Origin of the sequence: Mesorhizobium sp. M0317, from assembly GCF_040321555.1 — a bacterium.
In the GTDB taxonomy this organism is placed as follows: Bacteria; Pseudomonadota; Alphaproteobacteria; order Rhizobiales; family Rhizobiaceae; genus Mesorhizobium.
The window spans coordinates 1-20,676 of the sequence record NZ_JAMYRV010000021.1 but is presented as its reverse complement, the minus strand read 5'-3'; the positions used below and the strand labels follow the sequence as shown (position 1 = coordinate 20,676).

21 protein-coding genes are annotated in these 20,676 nt (G+C 62.3%); 16 read left to right on the top strand and 5 right to left on the bottom strand.

Going from position 1 to position 20,676, the window contains the following annotated elements:
- The first annotated feature begins 223 nt into the window (after nt 1-223).
- The 5 genes from NKI88_RS16275 (at nt 224) to NKI88_RS16255 (ending at nt 5,497) form a co-directional block, all read left to right on the top strand.
- Nucleotides 224-1,258: an ABC transporter permease gene (locus NKI88_RS16275; RefSeq protein WP_023668188.1), complete on the top strand. Its 1,035-nt coding sequence runs from the start codon at nt 224-226 to the stop codon at nt 1,256-1,258.
- Between the two features lie 13 nt (nt 1,259-1,271).
- Nucleotides 1,272-2,429 carry an ABC transporter permease gene (locus NKI88_RS16270; protein ID WP_023690814.1) on the top strand — a complete coding sequence of 386 codons (1,158 nt, stop codon included), beginning with the start codon at nt 1,272-1,274 and terminating at the stop codon, nt 2,427-2,429.
- Nucleotides 2,430-2,476: 47 nt separating this feature from the next.
- On the top strand, nt 2,477-4,693 hold the full coding sequence (locus NKI88_RS16265) for a dipeptide ABC transporter ATP-binding protein (protein ID WP_023668190.1): 2,217 nt from the start codon (nt 2,477-2,479) through the stop codon (nt 4,691-4,693).
- Between the two features lie 142 nt (nt 4,694-4,835).
- The gene (locus NKI88_RS16260; RefSeq protein WP_023707713.1) at nt 4,836-5,063 is read left to right on the top strand and encodes a hypothetical protein; all 228 of its coding nucleotides are present in this window, start codon (nt 4,836-4,838) and stop codon (nt 5,061-5,063) included.
- Nucleotides 5,060-5,497 (top strand): TA system VapC family ribonuclease toxin, encoded by a 438-nt coding sequence (locus tag NKI88_RS16255; RefSeq protein WP_352656134.1) that lies wholly within the window; start codon nt 5,060-5,062, stop codon nt 5,495-5,497. Before NKI88_RS16260 ends, NKI88_RS16255 begins: the two co-directional genes overlap by 4 nt.
- A 56-nt stretch (nt 5,498-5,553) precedes the next feature.
- Here NKI88_RS16255 and NKI88_RS16250 read toward each other — a convergent pair whose 3' ends face one another.
- Complete coding sequence (locus NKI88_RS16250) at nt 5,554-6,075, bottom strand: transglycosylase SLT domain-containing protein (RefSeq protein ID WP_352656132.1); 522 nt, start codon at nt 6,073-6,075, stop codon at nt 5,554-5,556.
- Between the two features lie 242 nt (nt 6,076-6,317).
- Here NKI88_RS16250 and NKI88_RS16245 point away from each other — a divergent pair, with 242 nt between their 5' ends.
- Both NKI88_RS16245 and NKI88_RS16240 read left to right on the top strand, forming a co-directional pair.
- Nucleotides 6,318-7,856, top strand: a complete 1,539-nt coding sequence (locus tag NKI88_RS16245; RefSeq protein ID WP_352656130.1) for a trimethylamine methyltransferase family protein — start codon at nt 6,318-6,320, stop codon at nt 7,854-7,856.
- A 78-nt stretch (nt 7,857-7,934) separates the two neighbouring features.
- Nucleotides 7,935-10,376 (top strand): GcvT family protein, encoded by a 2,442-nt coding sequence (locus tag NKI88_RS16240; protein ID WP_352656128.1) that lies wholly within the window; start codon nt 7,935-7,937, stop codon nt 10,374-10,376.
- A gap of 113 nt (nt 10,377-10,489) precedes the next feature.
- Here the strand turns inward: NKI88_RS16240 and NKI88_RS16235 are convergent, their stop codons facing one another.
- Nucleotides 10,490-10,882 (bottom strand): DoxX family protein, encoded by a 393-nt coding sequence (locus tag NKI88_RS16235; RefSeq protein WP_352656126.1) that lies wholly within the window; start codon nt 10,880-10,882, stop codon nt 10,490-10,492.
- A 209-nt stretch (nt 10,883-11,091) separates the two neighbouring features.
- Between NKI88_RS16235 and NKI88_RS16230 the strand changes: the two genes are divergently transcribed.
- Nucleotides 11,092-11,580 carry a hypothetical protein gene (locus tag NKI88_RS16230; protein ID WP_352656124.1) on the top strand — a complete coding sequence of 163 codons (489 nt, stop codon included), beginning with the start codon at nt 11,092-11,094 and terminating at the stop codon, nt 11,578-11,580.
- A 75-nt stretch (nt 11,581-11,655) separates the two neighbouring features.
- On the opposite strand, the gene NKI88_RS16225 is transcribed toward NKI88_RS16230, so the two are convergent.
- The gene (locus NKI88_RS16225; RefSeq protein ID WP_352656122.1) at nt 11,656-12,432 is read right to left on the bottom strand and encodes a VOC family protein; all 777 of its coding nucleotides are present in this window, start codon (nt 12,430-12,432) and stop codon (nt 11,656-11,658) included.
- Nucleotides 12,433-12,624: 192 nt separating this feature from the next.
- On the opposite strand from NKI88_RS16225, the gene NKI88_RS16220 reads away from it, so the two are divergent.
- From NKI88_RS16220 to NKI88_RS16185, 8 genes are all read left to right on the top strand, one after another.
- Nucleotides 12,625-13,341, top strand: coding sequence for a gamma-glutamylcyclotransferase (locus NKI88_RS16220; RefSeq protein ID WP_352656120.1), 717 nt, complete (start codon nt 12,625-12,627; stop codon nt 13,339-13,341).
- 134 nt (nt 13,342-13,475) lie between these two features.
- Entirely contained in the window at nt 13,476-14,831 is a 1,356-nt protein-coding gene (locus tag NKI88_RS16215) for an NAD(P)-dependent oxidoreductase (protein ID WP_352656118.1), read from the top strand.
- 5 nt (nt 14,832-14,836) lie between these two features.
- Complete coding sequence (locus NKI88_RS16210; protein ID WP_352656116.1) at nt 14,837-15,679, top strand: class I SAM-dependent methyltransferase; 843 nt, start codon at nt 14,837-14,839, stop codon at nt 15,677-15,679.
- A 12-nt stretch (nt 15,680-15,691) separates the two neighbouring features.
- On the top strand, nt 15,692-17,005 hold the full coding sequence (gene preA / locus NKI88_RS16205) for an NAD-dependent dihydropyrimidine dehydrogenase subunit PreA (RefSeq protein WP_023746950.1): 1,314 nt from the start codon (nt 15,692-15,694) through the stop codon (nt 17,003-17,005).
- A gap of 110 nt (nt 17,006-17,115) precedes the next feature.
- Complete coding sequence (locus NKI88_RS16200; protein ID WP_023697058.1) at nt 17,116-17,634, top strand: RrF2 family transcriptional regulator; 519 nt, start codon at nt 17,116-17,118, stop codon at nt 17,632-17,634.
- 32 nt (nt 17,635-17,666) lie between these two features.
- Nucleotides 17,667-18,125 (top strand): carboxymuconolactone decarboxylase family protein, encoded by a 459-nt coding sequence (locus tag NKI88_RS16195; protein ID WP_023690827.1) that lies wholly within the window; start codon nt 17,667-17,669, stop codon nt 18,123-18,125.
- Nucleotides 18,126-18,177: 52 nt separating this feature from the next.
- A complete protein-coding gene (locus NKI88_RS16190) occupies nt 18,178-18,579 on the top strand; it encodes a DoxX family protein (protein WP_352656113.1) in 402 nt (133 codons plus the stop codon).
- A 106-nt stretch (nt 18,580-18,685) separates the two neighbouring features.
- Entirely contained in the window at nt 18,686-19,183 is a 498-nt protein-coding gene (locus NKI88_RS16185; RefSeq protein ID WP_352656111.1) for a hypothetical protein, read from the top strand.
- Nucleotides 19,184-19,228: 45 nt separating this feature from the next.
- On the opposite strand, the gene NKI88_RS16180 is transcribed toward NKI88_RS16185, so the two are convergent.
- Nucleotides 19,229-19,951 carry an SDR family oxidoreductase gene (locus tag NKI88_RS16180; protein ID WP_352656109.1) on the bottom strand — a complete coding sequence of 241 codons (723 nt, stop codon included), beginning with the start codon at nt 19,949-19,951 and terminating at the stop codon, nt 19,229-19,231.
- The coding region (locus tag NKI88_RS16175; protein ID WP_352656107.1) for an SDR family NAD(P)-dependent oxidoreductase at nt 19,948-20,676 on the bottom strand (729 nt) is incomplete at its 5' end. The genes NKI88_RS16180 and NKI88_RS16175, both read right to left, overlap by 4 nt.

Sequence of the window (20,676 nt, the reverse complement as noted above, 5' to 3'; positions counted from 1 at the left end):
TTGGAACGTCAGGGAAGGGGCGCTTCGCTCCTTCCCGTCACGCCTCGCATGGCCCAGAACCGGAAGCCGCCGCAGCAAAAAGTTGCGGACTCTCCTGAAAGACCGTTCAATAAAACTGGGTTGATTGCATCCGAGTGCCGATTTGACGGCCAACTCTGCCGGCAGCGGCAAAGCTGGTTTTTCGAACTGGCTCCAACCCCAACCAGACCGGCAGGGGACCGCCATGCTTTCTTTCGTAATCCGGCGTCTCGGCACCATGGCATTGACGATGCTGTGCCTGACGATGATCGTCTTCTTCCTGATCAACCTCGAGCCGAATTTGAAGAAGCTGGCGATCAGCCAGACCGAAATGCACACATCGGCCGAACAGCTCGAAAGTTGGCTGGTCAACCATGGCTACCGGCAGAACTTCTTCGTGCGCTACGGCCAATGGCTGGGCGTCGTCCCGAAGCAACCGGTGACCGATCCGGCGACCGGCAAGCCGACGCAGCGTTTCTCCTTCTGCAACGATCCGCTGGAGCCGAAATTCTCCGGCATCCTGGAAGGTGATTTCGGCTGCTCGACCAAGTTCAAAACCTCGGTTGCGTCAAAGCTCTTCCCCGCACTCGCCGCCACCGGTATCCTGATGCTCTGCGTGCTGTTGGTGATGGTGCCGATTTCGCTGCTGATCGGCATCCTGGCCGGCATGCGCGAGGGCTCGCGAACGGACCGAACGCTGTCCGTCGCATCGATCGCGTCGACGGCGACGCCCGAATATGTGTCCGGCGTCATCTTCACCGTCATCTTCGCCTCCTGGCTCGGCTGGCTGAACGGTTCGGCCGCCTCGGCAAGCCAGGGCATCACCTTCTACAATTTCACCCTGCCGGTGATGACGCTGGCGATCTACGGCATCGGCTACATCGCCCGCATGACACGCGCCTCGATGGTCGAGGTGATGACGCAGCAATATATCCGCACCGCCCGGCTGAAAGGGCTTTCGTTCGGCAGCGTCGTCGTCAAGCACGCGCTGCGCAATGCGCTGATCGCGCCCTTCACCGTCATCATGCTGCAATTTCCCTGGCTGCTTACCGGCGTCGTCATCGTCGAGGTGATGTTCCGCTACCAGGGCTTTGGCTACACGCTGGTCGAGGCCGCCGGCAACAACGACATCGATCTGCTGCTTGGCTGTTCACTGGTCTCGGTGTTCATCGTGCTGATCACGCAGCTCATCTCGGATGTCGGCTACGCGTTCCTCAATCCGCGTATCAGAGTTCAATAGGGGGCTGGGGCAGATGCAGGTCGAATATATCGGTGCCTTCAATGTCGTGCTCGGCGTGATTGGGCGTTTCTGGCCGGTCTGGTTAGGGCTTGCCCTGGTGATGGGGGTGAGCTTCACCTACAAGAAAAGGCTCGGCCTCTACGGCCAGCTGTTCGATAGCGGCGTCGGCATAGTCGGTGTCGGCATCTGCCTGTTCTGGCTGTTCACGGCAATCTTCGCGTCGACCGTCGCGCCCTTCGATCCGCTCGCCCAGGTGCCGATCATGAAGGATGCGCTGCCGGGCGCGCTCGAGCCGGTATCGAAACTCATCTACTATTTCGGCGGCGACAAGCTCGCCCGCGATGTCTTTTCGCGCATGGTCTATGGCAGCCAGATCGTGCTGATCATCGCACCGGCTGCGACCGGTTTCGCGCTGATGGTCGGCATTACGCTCGGTCTGCCCGCCGGCTACTATGGCGGCCGGATCGACACTGTGCTGTCCTTCCTGGCCAATCTGGTGCTGGCCTTCCCGGTGATCCTGCTGTTTTACCTGCTGGTGACGCCGGGCATCATGGATACGCCGATCCCCTACGCCATGGCCGGGCTGTTCTTCCTGTTCCCGATCATCTTCTTTTCCGTACTGTTCTGGACGCGCTACAAGAACCGGCCGGACCGCCTCTATATATTGCTCGGGCTGACGCTGATCATCGGCGGCTGGGTCTATGCCGGCCTGGTCTTCGATGCCGATCCGTTCAAGATCATCCACATCGACCCCAACCAGCTCAATATCTTCGTGGCGGTGGTGTTTGCTTCAAGCCCCGGCGTGTTCCGCATCGTGCGCGGCCTGGTGATGGACATCAAGACGCGCGACTATGTGGCGGCGGCGCAGACGCGCGGTGAATCGCCCTGGTACATCATGCTGTGGGAGATCCTGCCCAATGCGCGCGGACCGCTGATCGTCGATGCCTGCCTGCGCATCGGCTACACCACGATCCTGCTCGGCACGCTCGGCTATTTCGGGCTGGGTCTGGCGCCGGAGAGCCCGGATTGGGGCACCGCAATCAAGGACGCCAGCCGCCTGCTGCGCTCCTTCATCCACCCGGCGCTGCCGCCGACCATCGCGCTGATGTCGTTCGTGCTGGGCTTGAACCTGCTTGCCGACTCGCTGCGCGAACAATCGATGAAAGACTGATCTGCGGGTTTCGGCCCGCGAGCATGAAAATAGGATTGGAGCGACCCATGAATGAGGCAGTTCGAAATCCCGGCAACCCGACCCTTGGGCCAAGCGCTGCGCCGATCATCGAGATCGAGAACCTGTCGATCTCCTTCTTCACCCGCAAGGGCGAGATCCCCGCCGTCATGGACTTTTCCTGCACGGTGATGCCGGGCGAAGCCATGGGCATCGTCGGCGAGTCCGGCTGCGGCAAGTCGACCGTGTCGCTCGGCATCATGCGCGACCTCTCCAACATCGGAAAGATCGTCGGCGGCAAGATCAAGTTCCAGGGCAAGGACATGGGCGAGCTGTCCGACGAGGAGTTGCGCTCCATCCGCGGCAACAAGATCGCCATGATCTACCAGGAGCCGATGGCGAGCCTCAATCCGGCGATGAAGGTCGGCCAGCAATTGATGGAAGTGCCGCTGATCCACGACAAGGTGTCGAAGGAAGAGGCTTACAAAAGGGCGCTCGAAATGGTGCGCTCGGTGAGATTGCCCGATCCCGAACGGATGATGCGTTCCTATCCGCACCAGCTGTCCGGTGGCCAGCAGCAGCGCATCGTCATTGCCATGGCGCTGCTGTCGAAACCGGCGCTGCTTCTGCTCGACGAGCCGACGACGGCGCTCGACGTGACGGTGGAGGCCGGCATCGTCGAACTGGTCAAGGGGCTGGGCGAGAAGTTCGGCACGTCGATGATCTTCGTGTCGCACAATCTCGGCCTCATCCTCGAGACCTGCGACCGCATCACGGTGATGTATTCGGGCGAAGCGGTCGAGACCGGCAAGATCAAGGACGTCTTCGACCGGATGCGCCATCCCTATACGCAAGGGCTGTTCCGTTCGATCCCGCTGCCGGGCGCCGACAAGAATTCGCGGCCGCTGATCTCTATCCCCGGCCAGTTGCCGCTGCCGCATGAGCGGCCCAAGGGCTGCAATTTCGGGCCGCGCTGCCACCATTTCGTCGAGGGCGTCTGCAATGCCGCCGAAATCCCGATGATCGAGGTCGCCGGTCACGAAGGGCATTTCTCGCGCTGCGTGCGCTTCAACGAGATCGACTGGGAAGCGCTGCCTCCCGGCGCCAAGAAGGTCAATGAGAAGGTTGTGCCCGGCGCGCCGGTGCTCAAGATCGAGGATTTGAGAAAATACTACAAGGTCGGCGGCAGCGAAGTGTTCGGCTCCAGCGAAGGCCGCGTCGTCAAGGCCAATGAGACGATCTCGTTTATGGCCCGCGAATCCGAGACCGTCGCCATCGTCGGCGAGTCCGGCTGCGGAAAGTCGACGCTGGCCAAGGTCCTGCTCGGGCTGGAGACGGCAAGTGCCGGCACAGTGACGCTGGGCAACAAGGAGATCCAGTCGACCGGCATCGAGAAGCGCAGCGTCGAAACGGTGTCATCGATCCAGATGGTGTTCCAGAACCCGTTCGATACGCTCAATCCCAGCCACTCCGTCGGTTCGCAGATCATCCGCACGCTGGAAAAATTCAAAGTCGGCAACAATGTCGCGGAGCGGCGCAAGCGCATGCTGGAGCTGCTTGACCTGGTGAAGCTGCCGCGGGCCTTCGAGACGCGCAAGCCGCGTCAGCTCTCAGGCGGCCAGAAGCAGCGCATCGGCGTGGCGCGTGCCTTTGCCGGCGATGCCAAGGTGGTGGTGGCCGACGAGCCGGTGTCGGCACTCGACGTCTCGGTGCAGGCGGCGGTGACCGAGCTGCTGATGGACATCCAGCGCAAGAACAAGACGACGATGCTGTTCATCAGTCACGATCTGTCCGTCGTGCGCTACATCGCCGACCGGGTCGTCGTCATGTATCTCGGCTACATCGTCGAGCAGGGTACGACCGACCAGATCTTCGCGCCGCCCTACCACCCCTACACCGAGGCGCTTCTGTCGGCGATCCCGATCGCCGACACCAGCGTGGTCAAACGGCACATCGTGCTCGAAGGCGATATCCCGTCGGCGATGAACCCGCCGAGCGGCTGCCCGTTCCAGACGCGCTGCGGCTACAAGAGGCTGGTGCCGGACAATCTGTGCGAGACCAAGGTGCCGCCGGTGAAGCATCTCGGCGATGGCCATATGAGCCTGTGCTGGCTGTCGGACGATGTGCTGGCGACGATGGAGCCGGTGATCAAGTTCGACAGGGAACACGCAGCGCATGAGGGCGTGCCGGAAGACGCACCGGATGGGATCGGCCCCGGTTTCGCCGGCGAACCGCCGAAGCGCCCGCATGGCAAGAAGCCGAGCTGACCAGCCATAGAGGCAATTCCGCTCGTTGGCGCATTGCCGCAGCGTCGCCATAGCTCAAGGAACGACAGCCACGTTCGCTTGAATATTGCTGTCAATTGCCTTATGTGATGCGTGATGTTTGATGCGCGATAGGGAGCATGTTGTGAGAACGACACTTGCAATCGACGACGATGTCCTCCTTGCGGCCAAGGCCATGGCGCGACAGCAGGATCGCAGCGTTGGCGATGTCATTTCCGATCTGGCTCGCCGCTCACTGCGCAGGCCACCGACCGGCGGTGAACGCAACGGCATCCCCTTGCTTGCATCGCGGCCCGACGGCCCGATGGTCGATCTCGAAATGGTAAATGCGCTTCGCGACGAATTGGCGTGACCTTCCTGCTCGACGTCAATGTGTTGATTGCGTTGATCGATCCAGCTCACGTCGCGCATGAAGATGCCCATCGGTGGTTCCAATCCACCGGGCATTTATCATGGGCAACATGTCCCACTACCGAGAATGGCGTCATCAGGATTGTAAGCAACCCGAAATACCCCAATTCTCCGGGTTCGCCCGCCGTGGTGGCGCAGATTGTCGGCAAGCTGCATGCCCTTTCAGGACATCAGTTCTGGCCTGACGAGATCAGCCTTGTCGCTTCCAACGACATCGATGCAGCCAGGATCCTCACCCCGGCACAGGTATCGGATAGCTATCTGTTGGGACTCGCCAAGGCGCGTGACGGCCAATTGGCGACGTTCGACCGAAAGCTGTCGACGGCAGCGGTAAAGGGAGGGAGGTCGATCCTCCACCTGATCCCAAGCGAATGAATGGCTGAGTTCCGCTTCGATCGCAAACTGCGTGGCTGCAAGACCGCTTGGCAACGTCAGCTGCCGCATTGCTGCAGCTGTTCGGCATAGTCGCGGGCCATCTTTTCGGTCGCCCTGGCATAGCCCTGCACGCCGGCATCGCCACGGTTACCGCGGCCGTAGGCGGTCCAGCCGAGATAGTAGGCGAGATAGAGATTGTAGGTGTCGTTGCGGGCGACGCCGAGCGTGTCTGATGTCTTGGAATGATACCAGCCGACGAAATCGACGGCATCGGCAAACTTGGTCCGCCGCGCCGCCCAACTGCCGGTTTCGCTCTGATATTGCGACCAGGTGCCGTCGAGCGCCTGCGAGAAACCGGTGGCCGACGAGACATGTTTCCACGGAATGAAGCCGAGCAGTTTGGTACGCGGCGGCCTGGCATTGCTCTTGAAACCGGATTCCTTGCGCACCGTCGCCATCAGCACGGGGACAGGGACGCCGTATTTCTGCGAGGCGCGCTCGGCGGCCGACTGCCAGTTGTCGAACCAGCCGTCGTTCTGGTCGAAGACGGCGCAGACATCGTTGATATGGTTGGGCAATTTTACTCAAACTCGAACTACGCATTGGAAAACGAATAGGCCGAAATCATAAAGGGAATCTTGCGGCGTTTCTTAACGGCTTGCCGGCCTGGCTGCGCTCAGTGGGCCTGTACCATTATTCCGACCTTTTGCGTCGCCTCTGTCTCCGTCAGAATTCAAAAATGCCGCCTTGGCTAAAATCACGTCCGCAAAGGGCGGATTTCTGACAGCGATGTCCGGATGCCGGCGCTCTGATGCCAGGCATGAATGAACCAAGACGCAAGCGCGGCGCGGAGCGAACCAGCAACCGGGGGCCCGCCGCCATCCCGCAACTTCCACTGCGGCGGGTGACCAATCCCTATCCGCCGATGGCGATGCTGTCGGCCGACCAGATCGAAGCCATCCATCAGGCGTCGATGCATATTCTGGAAAATTTCGGCATCGAGGTGATGTCTCAGCGGGCGCTGGCGCTGTTCGAGAAGGCGGGCGCAAAGGTCGACCATGCAACGGCGAACGTCCGCATCGACCGTGGCCTTGTCGCCGAGGCGCTGAAGACCACGCAGTCCAGCTACCGGCTGACGCCGCGCAACCCCGCCAACACCATTCATCTCGGCGGCAACACGATCAATTTCACCCTCGTCGCCGGGCCGCCCAATGTGCACGACATGGAGCGCGGCCGGCGCGCTGGAAACTTGCACGACTATGCCGATCTGACCCGGCTGGCGCAGCATTTCAACTGCATCCACATGCTCGGCAACCAGGTCTGCGCGCCGGTGGAACTGCCGGCCAACACCAGGCACATGGATACCTATTTCACCAATCTGACGCTGACCGATAAATCCTTCCATGTCTCGGCGATCGGACGAGGCCGGGCGCTGGACGGCATCGAGATGATGGCAATCGCGCGCGGGCTGACGCTGGATGAGATGCGCGATGATCCCGGCATCGCCACCATCATCTCGGTCAACTCGCCGCGCCGCTTCGACGAGATGATGGCCGAGGGGCTGATGACCATGGCCGAGTTCGGCCAGTCGGTGGCGGTGACGCCGTTCACGCTGATGGGCGCGATGAGCCCGGTGACGCTCGCCGGCGCCCTGGCGCAGCAGAATGCCGAGGCGCTGTTCGGCGTGGTGCTGACGCAACTGGTGCGCCCCGGCGCGCCAGTGATGTACGGCGCCTTCACCTCCAACGTCGACATGAAGTCGGGCGCGCCGGCCTTCGGCACGCCGGAGAACACCAAGGCCAACATCGCCTCGGGGCAATTGGCGCGGCGCTACAATCTGCCCTACCGCACGACACCGGGGTCGGCATCGAATGCGGCGGACGCGCAAGGCGCCTACGAGACGCTGATGGCGCTGTGGGGCGCTGTGCTCGGCCACGGCAACCTCGTCTATCATGCCGCCGGCTGGCAGGAGGGCGGGCTGACGGCATCGTTCGAAAAGCTCATCATTGATGTCGAGATGATCCAGCACATGATGGAATTCCTGCGCCCGATCGTCGTCGACGAGGCGGAGCTTGCGGTCGAGGCGCTGGGCGCGGTGCCGACCGGCGGCCATTTCTTCGGCGAACCGCACACGCTGGAACGCTATGCCACCGCCTTCTACCAGCCGATGCTGTCCAACTGGCAGAATTACGAGGCATGGCAGGAGGCCGGCGGCCTCGACACGACGGCGCGCGCGACCCGGCTGTGGAAGAAGGCGCTGGAAGACTATGTCGAGCCGGTGATGGATATCGCCGTGCGCGAGGCGCTGGAGGCGTATGTGGCCAGGCGCAAGGAAGCGATCGGGCAGGGCGAGCCGTGACTTTTTCAGCGTCGGCGCGCGGCGCTGCCTTTCTCATTCACCTTATCTCCTCAACTCGTTGATAACAGAGCAAAACTCATGAAATCGCATGCAAAGGTCGTGGTCATTGGCGGTGGCGTCGTCGGGTGCTCCGTGCTGTTCCATCTGGCGCGTCATGGCTGGACCGATGTCGTGCTTTTGGAGCGCGACGAGCTGACCTCCGGCTCGACCTGGCATGCGGCCGGCGGCATGCACACGATCAATGGCGACCCCAACGTCGCCAAGCTGCAGAAATACACGATCTCGCTCTACAAGGAGATCGAGGAGCTGTCGGGACAGGCGACCGGCGTGCATCTGACGGGCGGCGTGCTTCTGGCGGCGACCGAGGCGCGGCTCGACTGGCTGCGCGGCGTCGTCGCCAAAGGGCGTTACCTCGGCATCGAGCTCGAAGAAATATCGGCCAATGAAGCGGCCGAGCTGATGCCGCTGCTCGACCCGAAACAATTCGTCGGCGCCGTCCGCAACAAGGAGGACGGCCATCTCGATCCCTCCGGCGTTACGCATGCCTATGCCAAGGCCGCGCGGAAACTGGGCGCCGAGGTCGAGCGCTTCACCAAGGTCGAGGACATTGTGCGCCGGCCCGACGGCATGTGGCGCGTCATCACCAACAAGGGCGAAGTGGTGGCCGAGCATGTCGTCAATGCCGGCGGCCTGTGGGCGCGCGAGGTCGGCCGCATGGTCGGGCTGGAACTGCCGGTGCTGGCCATGGAGCACATGTACCTGATCACCGAGGATATGCCGGAAGTCGCGGCGTGGAACGCCAAGACCGGCACCGAGATCATCCACGCCGTCGATTTCGACGGTGAGCTCTATCTGCGCCAGGAGCGCGGCGGCATGCTGATGGGCACCTATGAGAAGGCCAACAAGGTGTGGTCCGAGTTCCAGACGCCTTGGGATTTCGGCCATGAACTGCTGGAGCCGGACATCGACCGCATCGCGCCGTCGCTCGAGGTCGGCTTCCGGCATTTCCCGGCCTTCGAGAGGACCGGCATCAAGCAGATTATCAACGGGCCCTTCACCTTTGCACCGGACGGCAATCCGCTGGTTGGGCCGGTGCGCGGGCTACCGGGTTTCTGGGTCGCCTGCGGCGTCATGGCGGGCTTTTCACAAGGCGGCGGCGTCGGCCTGGCGCTGTCCAACTGGATGATCGAGGGCGATCCCGGCGCCGACATCTGGGCCATGGATGTGGCGCGCTACGGCGACTGGGCGACGATGGCCTACACCAACGCCAAGGTGCGCGAGAATTATTCGCGCCGCTTCTCGATCCGCTTTCCCAATGAGGAGCTGCCCGCCGGGCGGCAGCTGAAGACGACGCCGATCTACGATCTGCTGTCGGCCAAGGGCGCGCAATGGGGCGTGTCCTATGGGCTGGAAGTGCCGCTCTGGTTTGCGCCCGAGGGTGTCAAGGACGAGTTCTCGTGGCGGCGGTCCAGCGATTTTTCCCATGTCGCCAATGAGGTCGCGACGGTTCGTGAGAGCGTCGGCCTGGCGGAGATTTCGAACTTCGCCAAATACAAGGTGACGGGAGAAGGGGCGGCCGCTTGGCTCGACCGGATCTTTGCCTGCAAGTTGCCGAAGCCCGGCCGCATGACGCTGGCGCCGATGTTGAAGGACGACGGCAAGCTCATCGGCGATTTCACGCTGGCCAATATCGGTGCCCCCAATTCCAACGGGACCGAGTGGTTCATCGCCGGCTCCGGCATTGCCGAGCAGTATCATATGCGGTGGTTCGAGGCGCATCTGCCTGCGGATAGCTCGGTTCGTTTAGAGGCGCTGGGGCAGAAGCTGACCGGCCTCGCAATCGCCGGCCCGAAGGCGCGGGATGTCTTGGCGAAAGTCAGCCGCGCGGATGTCTCCAATGCCGGGTTCCCGTTCATGGCGGTCGCGAAAATGGACATCGGCACGGCGCCATGCCTGGTCGGCCGCGTCAGCTACACCGGCGATCTCGGTTACGAGATCTGGGTGGCGCCGGAATATCAGCGCGCTGCCTTCCGGGCATTGATGGCGGCAGGCGAGGAATTCGGCCTCGGCCTGTTCGGCTCGCGCGCGCTCAATGCGCTGCGGCTGGAGAAAAACTACGGCTCATGGGCGCGCGAATACCGGCCGATCTACGGGCCGCTGGAGGCCGGGCTCGACCGTTTCGTCGCCTATGGCAAGGATGCCGACTTCATCGGCAAAACCGGCGCTCTGGCCGAGCGCAAGCAGGGCGGCAAGCTCAGGCTGCGCACATTTATCCTCGATGCCGACGATGCCGATGTCATCGGCGACGAGCCGATCTGGTACGATGGCGCGGTGCGCGGCTGGGTCACGTCAGGCGGCTATGCGCATCACTCGAAAAAATCCGTCGCCATCGGCTATGTGCCGAAGGAGATCGCCGATGAGAGCGACGGCTTCGAAATCGAACTTTTGGGCAAGCGCCACGCGGCGCGCGTTCAGGCGGCGCCGCTCTTTGACGCGAACTTCGAGCGAATGCGCGCCTGAAGCGCTTCGACTTCGCCAAGGCGCTTCAGATTCTTGTTTTGTGCAAGTCGTTTTTTGTGCAAGTCGTTATCCCAAAACCGCTGCGCACTTTTGGGCGACATGCATCAGGCGCGTCAGGTGCTGCGGCGGTTGTCGAGCGCGAAAGCGCCGGCGCCGGCAAACACAAGATAGAGGAAGATGAAGCAGAAGGAGATCGCCGCATCGCCGCCGTTGTTGACCGGGAAGAAGTCGCGCGGATAGTGCGCCATGAAATAGGCGATGGCCATCTCGCCGGCCAGCAGGAACGCGACCGGGCGGGTGAACAGACCGAGCGCCAGCAGGATGCCACCGGCGAACTCCAGGATGGCTGCCGTCGCCGTCAGGCCGCTAAGAGCGTGAGGCTCGACGCTGACCGGAAAATTGAACAGTTTCTGCGAACCATGCTCGATGAACTGCAGGGCTGTGATGATGCGCAGGACGCCGAGCGCCTGCGGCTGAAATCTGGCGAGACCGTCAAAAACCTTCATCTAAACTCCATTTTTCCAACCCTGCGGCCCGGCCATAAATTATCACCCGGCGCTGGACCATTCACTTCGCGTGGCCTGCCATCAACAATCGGTGATTGGAAATCACTTCCAGTCTGGACTCCGAAATTCGTTCTCGTTATGGTTGCATACAGATCGTTTAAGTTGTATACCTGCATGTAGACACTCCAAACCAAACGGGTTCCTTAGCCATGAAAAAAGTCGCCATCAGCCTGTTCGCAATCCTCGCAAGCACCAGCTTCGCCATGGCCGCTGATGCCGGCTGCGATGCCTTCAAATGGCCGGTGACACGCGAGCAGGAACTGTTTCCGGCAGCGCCCGCCGCGCAGTCCGGTGCCTCTCTTGCTCTCGGCGAAGCCGCGGATATGGCGCTGGAGCCGGTCGATGCGGTCAGCTTCACCGTCTCACCGCAACGCGCGCCGGCAGCCGGCACGTTCGGCGCGACGGCAAACGTGGCCGTGCCACCGGAAGGAGAGCTCCAGATCAGCCTGTCCGATGAGGCCTGGGTCGACGTCATTCAGGATGGCCAGGCCGTGAAATCAGCGGGTTTCAGCGGCGTGAAGACCTGCCCCGGCATCCGCAAGAGCCTGCGCTTCAAGCTGACGCCTGGCGCAGCCACGATCCAGCTCAGCGGCGCCAGGAAAGAGAACCTCAAAGTTGCGGTGCTGGCGCCGGAGTGACCGCGCCCGGACGCGCCTCTCATCGCACCAGCGGCGCGATGAGAGCAGTTCCGTGCAGGCGAGTACCGGAGGGGATCAGCGGCCCGGCGCGATCAGCGCGAAATAAGCGCCTTGCGGATCGGTGAACTGGGCAATCCATTGGCCGGTCGGCACCGGCATCGGACCCATGACGATCTTGCCGCCATTGTCAGTGACGCGTTTGGCGGCTGCGTCGATGGCATCGACATTGAAGTAGAACAGCCACACCGGCACCGGCAGCTGTTGTGGCTTGTTCATGATGCCGCCGCCGGATTCAGGGCCGGCCGAGAAGGTCTGATAGATGCCCATCTCGCCGATGTCCATGCTACCGGCATCGGTCCAGCCGAACTGGCTGGAGTAGAAATCGAAGGCCTTCTGGCGGTCGGACGCATAAAGCTCGTGCCAGCCGACATGGCCCGGCGTCGTTGCCGGAAGGACGGGCTGGTCGGGACCATTGGGCTGCAGGAACATGAAGGCGGCGCCTTGCGGGTCGGCGACGACGGAGAAGCGGCCGACTCCGGGAATGTCGTCGGGTTCGCGGTGAACAGTCCCGCCGGCGGCTTTCACTGCCTCGGTCGAGGCATCGGTATCGCTGGTGTGGATATAGCCGAACCAGGCCGGCTTCAGACCCGTCCTGGCTGCTTCCTCGGGCAGGGTCATCAGCCCGCCGACGCCACGCTCGGCGGAGTTCACCACGATATAGCGCGGCATGCCGGGCGCCTTGTCGAAGGGCTCAGCCCGCCAGCCGACCACGGTGGTGTAGAACGCTTGCGCCGCATCGAGGTCGCTGGTCATCAACTCGTACCAGAAGAAGGGCATTGGGGATCTCGGCATTCTCGGTCTCCTCACCTATGCATAGATCGTCGTCCGATCCATCAAAGGACGTTTTCAGCGACGCGAATCCGACAGCGAACCGGAGAAAATTCAACGGCTGCGTTGACACATCGTTCCGCACTTCGCCCCACCGACGCCTTGCACGTGCGGCGGTTTTCGACTTTCCTTGGGCAAACGAGGGGTAGTCGTTTCATGCGCCTTATGTCGCTCACGCCTGAGCTTGTGTCACTGTGTCATCGCGAAGAGGTCGATCCCGGACCGGACGGCAGCTGGACGCAGCTGAACGACGAGGATTTTCGCACGCTTGCCTTACGGCTCTCCGACGAAGCCGATGCGGGGCCGTTATGGGTGTTCGCCTATGGCTCGCTGATCTGGAAGCCGGCTTTCGAGTCCGTCGAACGCCAGCGCGCCACTGCGTTTGGCTGGCATCGCTCGTTCTGCCTCGACATGGTGCGCTGGCGCGGCAGCGTCGCGCAGCCGGGGCTGATGATGGCGCTCGAACGCGGCGGCCGATGCGACGGCGTCATCTACCGCCTGCCCGACGGCGACAAGCCGCAGCAGATCGAAAGATTGTTGCGGCGCGAGATCGACGACCATGAGAGTGTCAGCTCGGTCCGGTGGGTTCCCGTGCGCACGGAGCAGGGCCGGATACGGGCGCTCGGCTTCTGGGTCGGGGCGACGGGCAGGGGAACGTCGCTCGGGCAGCCGCTGGACACGGTGGCGGGGGTGCTTGCCAGAGCCTGCGGCCATGTCGGCTCAGGCGCGGAATATCTCTACAACACCGTCAGCCACCTCGAGGAATTCGGCATCCGCGACCGCAATCTGTGGCGGCTGCAGCAACTGGTTGCCGACGAGATCCGGTCGATCCATGGCGGCGCTACGAGCTCCGGCCTTTCGCCCGTGCCATAGGCTGAAAGCCATAACATGAGCAACTAAATCATATTATCAGCTAGGCTTTTCAGTAACTTGCGGCGAAAATTGACCAATTGATAAAAAAATAAAACGTGCTAGCCTTCCCCAAAACGAAAACAGGGGAACTGACGATGCCAGAAGGCCAGTTCAAGGACGGCATTGCCGGCGGCCGGCTTGCCGCCGACCAGTACGCCGAGAATTTTTCCGACCTGCATCCGCCGCTCGATCACCACGAGGCGCTGGTCGAATCCGACCGCTGCTATTTCTGCTACGATGCGCCGTGCATGAATGCGTGCCCGACCTCGATCGACATTCCGCTGTTCATCCGCCAGATCTCGACCGGCAACCCGATCGGTTCGGCCAAGACGATTTTCGACCAGAACATATTGGGTGGCATGTGCGCCCGCGTCTGCCCGACCGAGACGCTGTGCGAAGAGGTCTGCGTGCGCGAGGTGGCGGAAGGCAAGCCGGTGCAGATCGGCCGCCTGCAGCGCTACGCCACCGATGTCGCCATGGCCGAGCACAAGCAGTTTTATCCGCGCGCTGAAACAACCGGCAAGTCGGTCGCCGTGGTCGGCGCCGGGCCGGCCGGCCTCGCCGCCGCGCACCGGCTCGCTCGCCACGGCCATGACGTTACCATTCTGGAAGCCCGCCCGAAGGCCGGCGGCCTCAATGAATATGGCATCGCCGCCTACAAGAGCATCGACAATTTCGCCCAGGCCGAGGTCGACTATGTCACGGGGATCGGCGGCATCGATATCCATAACGGCAAGGCGCTCGGCCGCGACTACCAGCTGTCGGACCTGATCCTGAATTACGATGCCGTCTTCCTCGGCATGGGGCTTGGCGGCGTGAATGCGCTGCGCGCCGATGGCGAGGACGCCGGTGGCGTCGTCAATGCAGTCGAATTCATCGCCGAACTGCGCCAGGCCAGCGATCTCGCGAGCCTGCCAATCGGCCGGCGCGTCGTCGTCATCGGCGGCGGCATGACGGCGATCGACGCCGCCGTGCAGTCGAAGCTGCTCGGCGCCGAGGAGGTGACGATCTGCTACCGGCGCGGCCAGGAACACATGAACGCTTCCGAGTTCGAGCAGGATCTGGCTGCCGCCAACGGCGTCACCATCCGCCACTGGCTGCAGCCGAAGCGGGTCATCACTGAGGCCGGCAAAGTGTCGGGCATCGAACTCGAATACACCGCGATGAACGGCGACAGGCTTGCCGGCACCGGCGAGCGGCTTACGCTGGCCGCCGACCAGGTGTTCAAGGCGATCGGCCAGAGCTTTGTGCCGGCGGCACTCAACGGCAGCGGTGCTGCGATCGAACTCGAAGCCGGCCGCATCAAGGTCGACGCAGAAGGGCGCACCTCGCTCGCCAATGTCTGGGCCGGCGGCGACTGCATTTTTGGCGGTGACGATTTGACGGTTTCGGCCGTGGCGCAAGGCCGCGATGCGGCGGAGAGCATCAACCGGAGTCTGGCACAGGGATAGAGATCATGGCCTCAGCGGAATCGGGCATCGCCCGTCACTACGACGTCTCGGATCTTGAGCAGCACATTCTTGCCGTGCTCGCCGATACCGGCGTGGAAATTGCCCATCTACGCGCTGGCGATCTCGAATCGGTCGACGAGTTCCACATTGGCGGTATCGCCGCCACCAGGGAACTCATCGGCCAGATGGGTTTGAAGCCGGGGGCCAGGCTGCTCGACATTGGTTCCGGCGTGGGTGGTCCAGCCCGCTTCGCCGCCAACAATGCCGGCGCCGATGTCACCGGCATCGATCTGACGCAAAGCTATGTCGACATCGCGACCAGCCTGTCGAAGCGGGTGGGAATGGCCGACAAAGTCCGGTTCGTGCAGGGCAGCGCGCTGGACATGCCGTTCAGCAACAAAAGCTTTGATACGGCCATGATCCTGCATGTCGGTATGAATCTTCCCGACAAGAAAAAGCTGATGAGCGAGGCGGCGCGTGTGCTCAAGCCGGGCGGCGTCTTTGCCGTCTACGATGTGATGCGGCTCAAGGCAGGTGCGCTGACGTATCCGCTGCCATGGGCATCCGACGAGAGCATGTCCTTCGTCGCCACGCCCGACGACTATCGTTCGGCTGCCGCCGCCGCGGGGTTCTCTGTAACCGCCGAGCGCCCTCGTGGCGCCTTCGCCATCGAATTTTTCGACACGATACGGGCGCGCCTGGCTGCGGCGCAGGCGGAAGGAAAAAAGCCGCCGCCTGGCGTTAATCTTATCATGGGCGAGAACGCCGGCACCAAGATCGGCAATCTCACCCCCGCGCTTAAAGGCGGCATTCTCGCACCCGTGGAAATGCTCCTTCGTCTCGGTTAAAAGGGACCTGTCATGGCAGACATCCGCAACAATTTCGTCGGCATCAAATCGCCCAATCCGTTCTGGCTGGCTTCGGCGCCGCCGACCGACAAGGCCTACAATGTCATCCGCGCCTTCAAGGCGGGCTGGGGCGGTGTCGTGTGGAAGACGCTGGGCGAAGAAGGCCCGCCGGTGGTCAACGTCAACGGCCCGCGCTATGGCGCCATCTGGGGCGCCGACCGCCGCCTGCTCGGGCTCAACAATATCGAGCTGATCACCGACCGCGATTTGCAGGTCAACCTGCGCGAGATCAAGCAGGTCAAGAAGGACTGGCCCGACCGCGCCATCGTCGTCTCGCTGATGGTGCCATGCGTCGAGGAAAGCTGGAAGGCGATCCTGCCGGTGGTCGAGGAGACCGAAGCCGACGGCATCGAGCTCAATTTCGGCTGCCCGCACGGCATGTCGGAACGCGGCATGGGCGCGGCTGTCGGCCAGGTGCCGGAATACATCGAAATGGTGGTGCGCTGGTGCAAGGCCAACACCCGCATGCCTGTCATCACCAAGCTGACGCCGAATATCACCGATGTGCGCAAGCCGGCGCGCGCCGCGCACGCCGGCGGCACCGATGCGGTGTCGCTGATCAACACCATCAACTCGATCACCGGCGTCAATCTCGACAGCTTTGCGCCAGAGCCCACTATCGACGGCAAGGGTTCGCATGGCGGCTATTGCGGCCCGGCGGTGAAGCCGATCGCCATGAACATGGTGGCCGAGATCGCCCGCGACCCCGAGACCCACGGCCTGCCGATCTCCGGCATTGGCGGCATCACCACCTGGCGCGACGCCGCCGAGTTCATGGCGCTCGGCGCCGGCAATGTGCAGGTGTGCACCGCGGCGATGACCTACGGCTTCAAGATCGTGCAGGAAATGATCGCCGGTCTCGAAAACTGGATGGACGAGAAGGGTCATGCCTCGCTCGACGATATTGTCGGTCGCGCCACGCCCAACGTCACCGACTGGCAGTATCTCAATCTCAATTACATCGCCAAGGCGCATATCGACCAGGACGCCTGCATCAAATGCGGCCGCTGCCACATCGCCTGCGAAGACACCTCACACCAGGCGATCACCAACATGGTCGACGGGGTCAGGCATTTCGAGGTGATCGAGGCCGAATGCGTCGGCTGCAATCTGTGCGTCAATGTCTGTCCGGTCGAGAACTGCATCACCATGGAGCCGCTGGCCGCCGGCGTCATGGACCAGCGCACCGGCAAGCCGGTGTCGCCGGTCTACGCCAATTGGACGACGCACCCGAACAACCCGATGGCCAAGGTGGCCGCGGAGTAGGGAACGGGTCGAAGAAAAAAGCGGCGCTTTTCGAGCGCCGTTTTTCATTTTCCTATTGCAGATAACATTTATCTAGGATAAAAGATATCCATGAATAGGAGCGCAACATCGTGAAGCTGGGCGAGGGTGTAGAGGCGGCCATCCATTGCGCGGCCACACTGGCCAGCGTGGAGGGCAACAGCACGATGCCGGGTGCTGCTTTGGCAGAGTCCTTCGGCCTGTCGCCGAGCTATCTGCTGAAACATCTGAACCAGCTGACGGCTGCGCGCATCCTGGAATCGGTGCCGGGACCGGCGGGCGGCTACCGGCTGGCGCGTCCGGCCGAGCGCATCACGCTGCTCGATATCGTGCTTGCGGTCGAGGGTCGCGAGCCGGCCTTCCGTTGCGGCGAGATCCGCCAGCGCGGCCCGGTCAAGATCGATGCTTCGGCCTATGTGAAGCCGTGCGGCATCAATGCCGCGATGCTGAAGGCCGAGCGCGCCTATCGCGCGGCCCTCGCGGAAACCCGGTTGTCCGACATCGTGGCTGATTACAAGGCCGAAGGCGATCCGCGATCGTTTGCCGCCAGCTGTGCCTTTGTGGCGCGCCATCAGCGGCCGCAGAAACCCGCTTCGACCAAACAGATTTAATCCCCCGCCAGACAGATGTGAAAGGAAAGACGATGAAACAGAGACTGCAATTCTTCGCCAAGGCGCCTGAGATCATGAAAGCCGTGTCGGCGCTCAACAAGGCGGTCGACGAATGCGGGCTTGAAGTGAGCCTGCTGCATTTGATCAAGCTCCGCGCCTCGCAGATCAATGGCTGCTCCTACTGCGTCGAGATGCATAGCCGCGAGGCGAGGCGCGATGGCGAAACCGAGACACGGCTCTATCTGGTTTCGGCCTGGCAGGAATCGCCGCTGTTTTCCGAGCGCGAACGCGCGGCGCTTGCCTGGACCGAGGCAACGACCCTGATCGCCAACAATGGCGTTTCGGACGAACTCTATGCCCGCACGCTAGAGCACTTCTCGGAAGAGGAACTGGTCAAGCTGTCGGTCGCGATCGGCATGATCAACACCTGGAACCGGCTCTGCATCCCGTTCCACGCCATTCACCCGATGCCGGCTGCCAAAGCAGCCTGACCGTCCGGTTAGTCATGGAGCGCCGTGGAAAGGGCGGCGCTCCACCTGTTTCATGCTTAAGTACGGGGAAGATTTCGTGCCTGTCGATTTGCCTTCGACCCTGTTGTTTCTCGGCCGCCTGTTGCTTGGCGGCGCCTTCGTTGTCGCGGGACTGCGCAATGTTCAAAACGAGGCGTTCCTGACCGGGCTGATGGCCGCGCGCGGCGTGCCGCAGGCGAGATTGGCGTTGTGGGCCGGCATCGTCCTGCAGACCATTGCCGGCGCGCTGGTGATGGCCGGCCTGTGGACCGCGATCGCCAGTGCTGTGCTGGTGCTGTTTCTCATTGTCGCGACGCCGATGTTCCACAATTTCTGGGACCATCAGGGCCCGGACCGGGCCTCGCGCATCAACGGCTTTGTCGGCAATGTCGCGCTCGCCGGCGGATTCCTGACGCTGATCGCGCAGTCGCTCTAGTCGGCAATGGCGCTGCTACCATGGCGTCGCCATTTATCATTGTCTTCGATACTTAGAGTTAAGACCGTTACGGTATTGATCCTTGATGCGACGTGTGGGGCAATCAATGTACGTTCTTAAAGGTAAAAGACGCGTTGCGCTGAGATGGTTGCTTGTGGTGGGGCTCCTGACGGTGGCCTTGGTAGCTGCCCTAAATTATGTCCATGCAATTAGCGCCAGAAATTCGTACGCTCTGCTAAGTATTTATTTCACAGCAAGCATCTTGAGTGTATTGTATTTTCTACACGAATCTGAAGAGAAAAGCGCTCTTTCGTCACTTGGTTTGACAAGCTCACCAACTCGATTCACGCTCGTCTTCTATCTCGTATATGCGTCAATCATATTGTACCCCTTTGTGGAAAAGCGGTTTCAGCCTGAATTTATCGGGCATTTCAGTTTTCTAGTGATTTTTCTAGCGGCAATGTCCCCAGATGTCCTCCTTTTTCTGAGGACAAAACTCGGCTCCGGAAATGCCATCTACCAGAGGGCAAATTCAGTTGGCGTTTTGATTTTGGTAATTTTCATCGTTGTGTCCGTTGGTGTCGGCGTGGTGGCGAGCCAGTAGTTTGGTGGCCGCAGTGGCGGCGGGAAGCCATTGCAACACCATTTGCTACGCCGCGTAGCGCAGGCCGCCGTCGCAGGTCAGCACCTGGCCGGTCATGAAGCCGTTGGAGACGAGGAACGCTATTGCGCCGGCGACGTCTTCGGCCTGGCCGATCCTGCCCACCGGGGTTTTGCCGGCATATTCGCTGAATACCGCCTGCCGCTGGTCTTCGGCCAGAAAATCCCACCATGGCGTGTCGATGACGCCGGGCGCCACGACGTTCACGCGCAGAGGCTTCAGTTCGACCGCCAGGATCGGCACCACCGTCAGCAGCATGCCGTTGACGGCGGCAATGCCAGCCACGCCGGGCGCCGACAATTGTGCCGACACCGCCGAGATGAAAGTGACCGATCCCGATCTGTCGAGCGTCGGCAAGGCTGCCTGCAGGCAGGACAGCTGCGGCCGGACTTTCTCGTCGACCCCGCCGGCGATGTCTGAGAGGTCGAGGGTTTCGAACGGCCCAAGTCCCTTGCCGCCGCTGGCAGCCAGCACGAGGTGATCGAACGGTCCGAGTTCCCCAAAGAACTGGCGGACTTCGTCCGGCTTCGAAGCATCGAAGGCAGCTTTTTCGGCGGCGCCGCCGAGGCTCTTCCAGGCGCTGGTGAGCTTGTCCTGGTTTCGTCCGGTGATGGTCACCTTCATGCCTGGGCCTAGCAGTTTTCGCGCCGTCGCCAGGCCGATGCCGGATGAGCCGCCGACGACGACCGTGTGTTCGATCTTGCCGGTCATGAATGCTGTTCCTTCGATTTTGGAGAAGCCTGGCCGACGAAGTCGAGGCTCAGGGTTCGCAATTGCTGTCTGGCCTTGGCGTCATAGGCTTGTGCGTCGGCGCGGGCCTCCCTTTGGCCGTCGATATAGAGGCCGCTGCGGCCCTCCAGCGCGGGCGATGTCGCGAGGTTGAGAATGGCGTCGGCGCCGGTTTCGACCGAGCTCCATGGCGTCACGCCGGCCTGGCGGACCATGGTGGTGTTCATGTAGCTCGCCGGATGCAGAGCGTTGACCGTGACGCCGCTGCCTTTCAACTCTCCGGCCAGGTCGATGGTGAACAGGATCTGCGCCAGCTTGCTCTGGCAATAGGCGCGCACGCCGTCATAGGAACGTGTCAGCATGACATCGCCGAAATCGATCGCCTGCTGGCCGGCCGAGGCGACGTTGATGATGCGCGCCGGCGAACTCGCCTTGAGCAGCGGCAGCAGTTCCGAGGTCAGCAGGAAACCGGCGAGATAGTTGACGGCAAAGCGCAGTTCGAAGCCGTCGGCGCTGAGCTGTCGCTTGGCGCCGGCCGTGCCGATGCCGGCATTGTTGATGAGGATGTCGAGCCGGTCGGTTTTTGCGCGTACGGCCTCGGCGAGGCGGCGGGCCGCCGGGAGCGCCGCGGGGGGCGCGGGGGGCGACAATGCGTTTGCCCGGCCCGCGTAGCTTTTTGGGGCGGTATGCATGGCGGCGGCCCCCGG

Excerpts from the sequence above, each read along its gene's own strand:
- NKI88_RS16225 (WP_352656122.1), bottom strand. The coding sequence starts at position 12,432 with ATGCCGAGATCCCCAATGCCCTTCTTCTGGTACGAGTTGATGACCAGC.
- NKI88_RS16240 (WP_352656128.1), top strand. The coding sequence starts at position 7,935 with ATGAAATCGCATGCAAAGGTCGTGGTCATTGGCGGTGGCGTCGTCGGG.
- NKI88_RS16195 (WP_023690827.1), top strand. The coding sequence starts at position 17,667 with ATGAAACAGAGACTGCAATTCTTCGCCAAGGCGCCTGAGATCATGAAA.
- NKI88_RS16230 (WP_352656124.1), top strand. The coding sequence starts at position 11,092 with ATGAAAAAAGTCGCCATCAGCCTGTTCGCAATCCTCGCAAGCACCAGC.
- NKI88_RS16235 (WP_352656126.1), bottom strand. The coding sequence starts at position 10,882 with ATGAAGGTTTTTGACGGTCTCGCCAGATTTCAGCCGCAGGCGCTCGGC.
- NKI88_RS16215 (WP_352656118.1), top strand. The coding sequence starts at position 13,476 with ATGCCAGAAGGCCAGTTCAAGGACGGCATTGCCGGCGGCCGGCTTGCC.
- NKI88_RS16245 (WP_352656130.1), top strand. The coding sequence starts at position 6,318 with ATGAATGAACCAAGACGCAAGCGCGGCGCGGAGCGAACCAGCAACCGG.
- NKI88_RS16270 (WP_023690814.1), top strand. The coding sequence starts at position 1,272 with ATGCAGGTCGAATATATCGGTGCCTTCAATGTCGTGCTCGGCGTGATT.
- NKI88_RS16210 (WP_352656116.1), top strand. The coding sequence starts at position 14,837 with ATGGCCTCAGCGGAATCGGGCATCGCCCGTCACTACGACGTCTCGGAT.
- preA (WP_023746950.1), top strand. The coding sequence starts at position 15,692 with ATGGCAGACATCCGCAACAATTTCGTCGGCATCAAATCGCCCAATCCG.
- NKI88_RS16220 (WP_352656120.1), top strand. The coding sequence starts at position 12,625 with ATGCGCCTTATGTCGCTCACGCCTGAGCTTGTGTCACTGTGTCATCGC.
- NKI88_RS16190 (WP_352656113.1), top strand. The coding sequence starts at position 18,178 with ATGCTTAAGTACGGGGAAGATTTCGTGCCTGTCGATTTGCCTTCGACC.
- NKI88_RS16275 (WP_023668188.1), top strand. The coding sequence starts at position 224 with ATGCTTTCTTTCGTAATCCGGCGTCTCGGCACCATGGCATTGACGATG.
- NKI88_RS16180 (WP_352656109.1), bottom strand. The coding sequence starts at position 19,951 with ATGACCGGCAAGATCGAACACACGGTCGTCGTCGGCGGCTCATCCGGC.
- NKI88_RS16185 (WP_352656111.1), top strand. The coding sequence starts at position 18,686 with ATGTACGTTCTTAAAGGTAAAAGACGCGTTGCGCTGAGATGGTTGCTT.
- NKI88_RS16265 (WP_023668190.1), top strand. The coding sequence starts at position 2,477 with ATGAATGAGGCAGTTCGAAATCCCGGCAACCCGACCCTTGGGCCAAGC.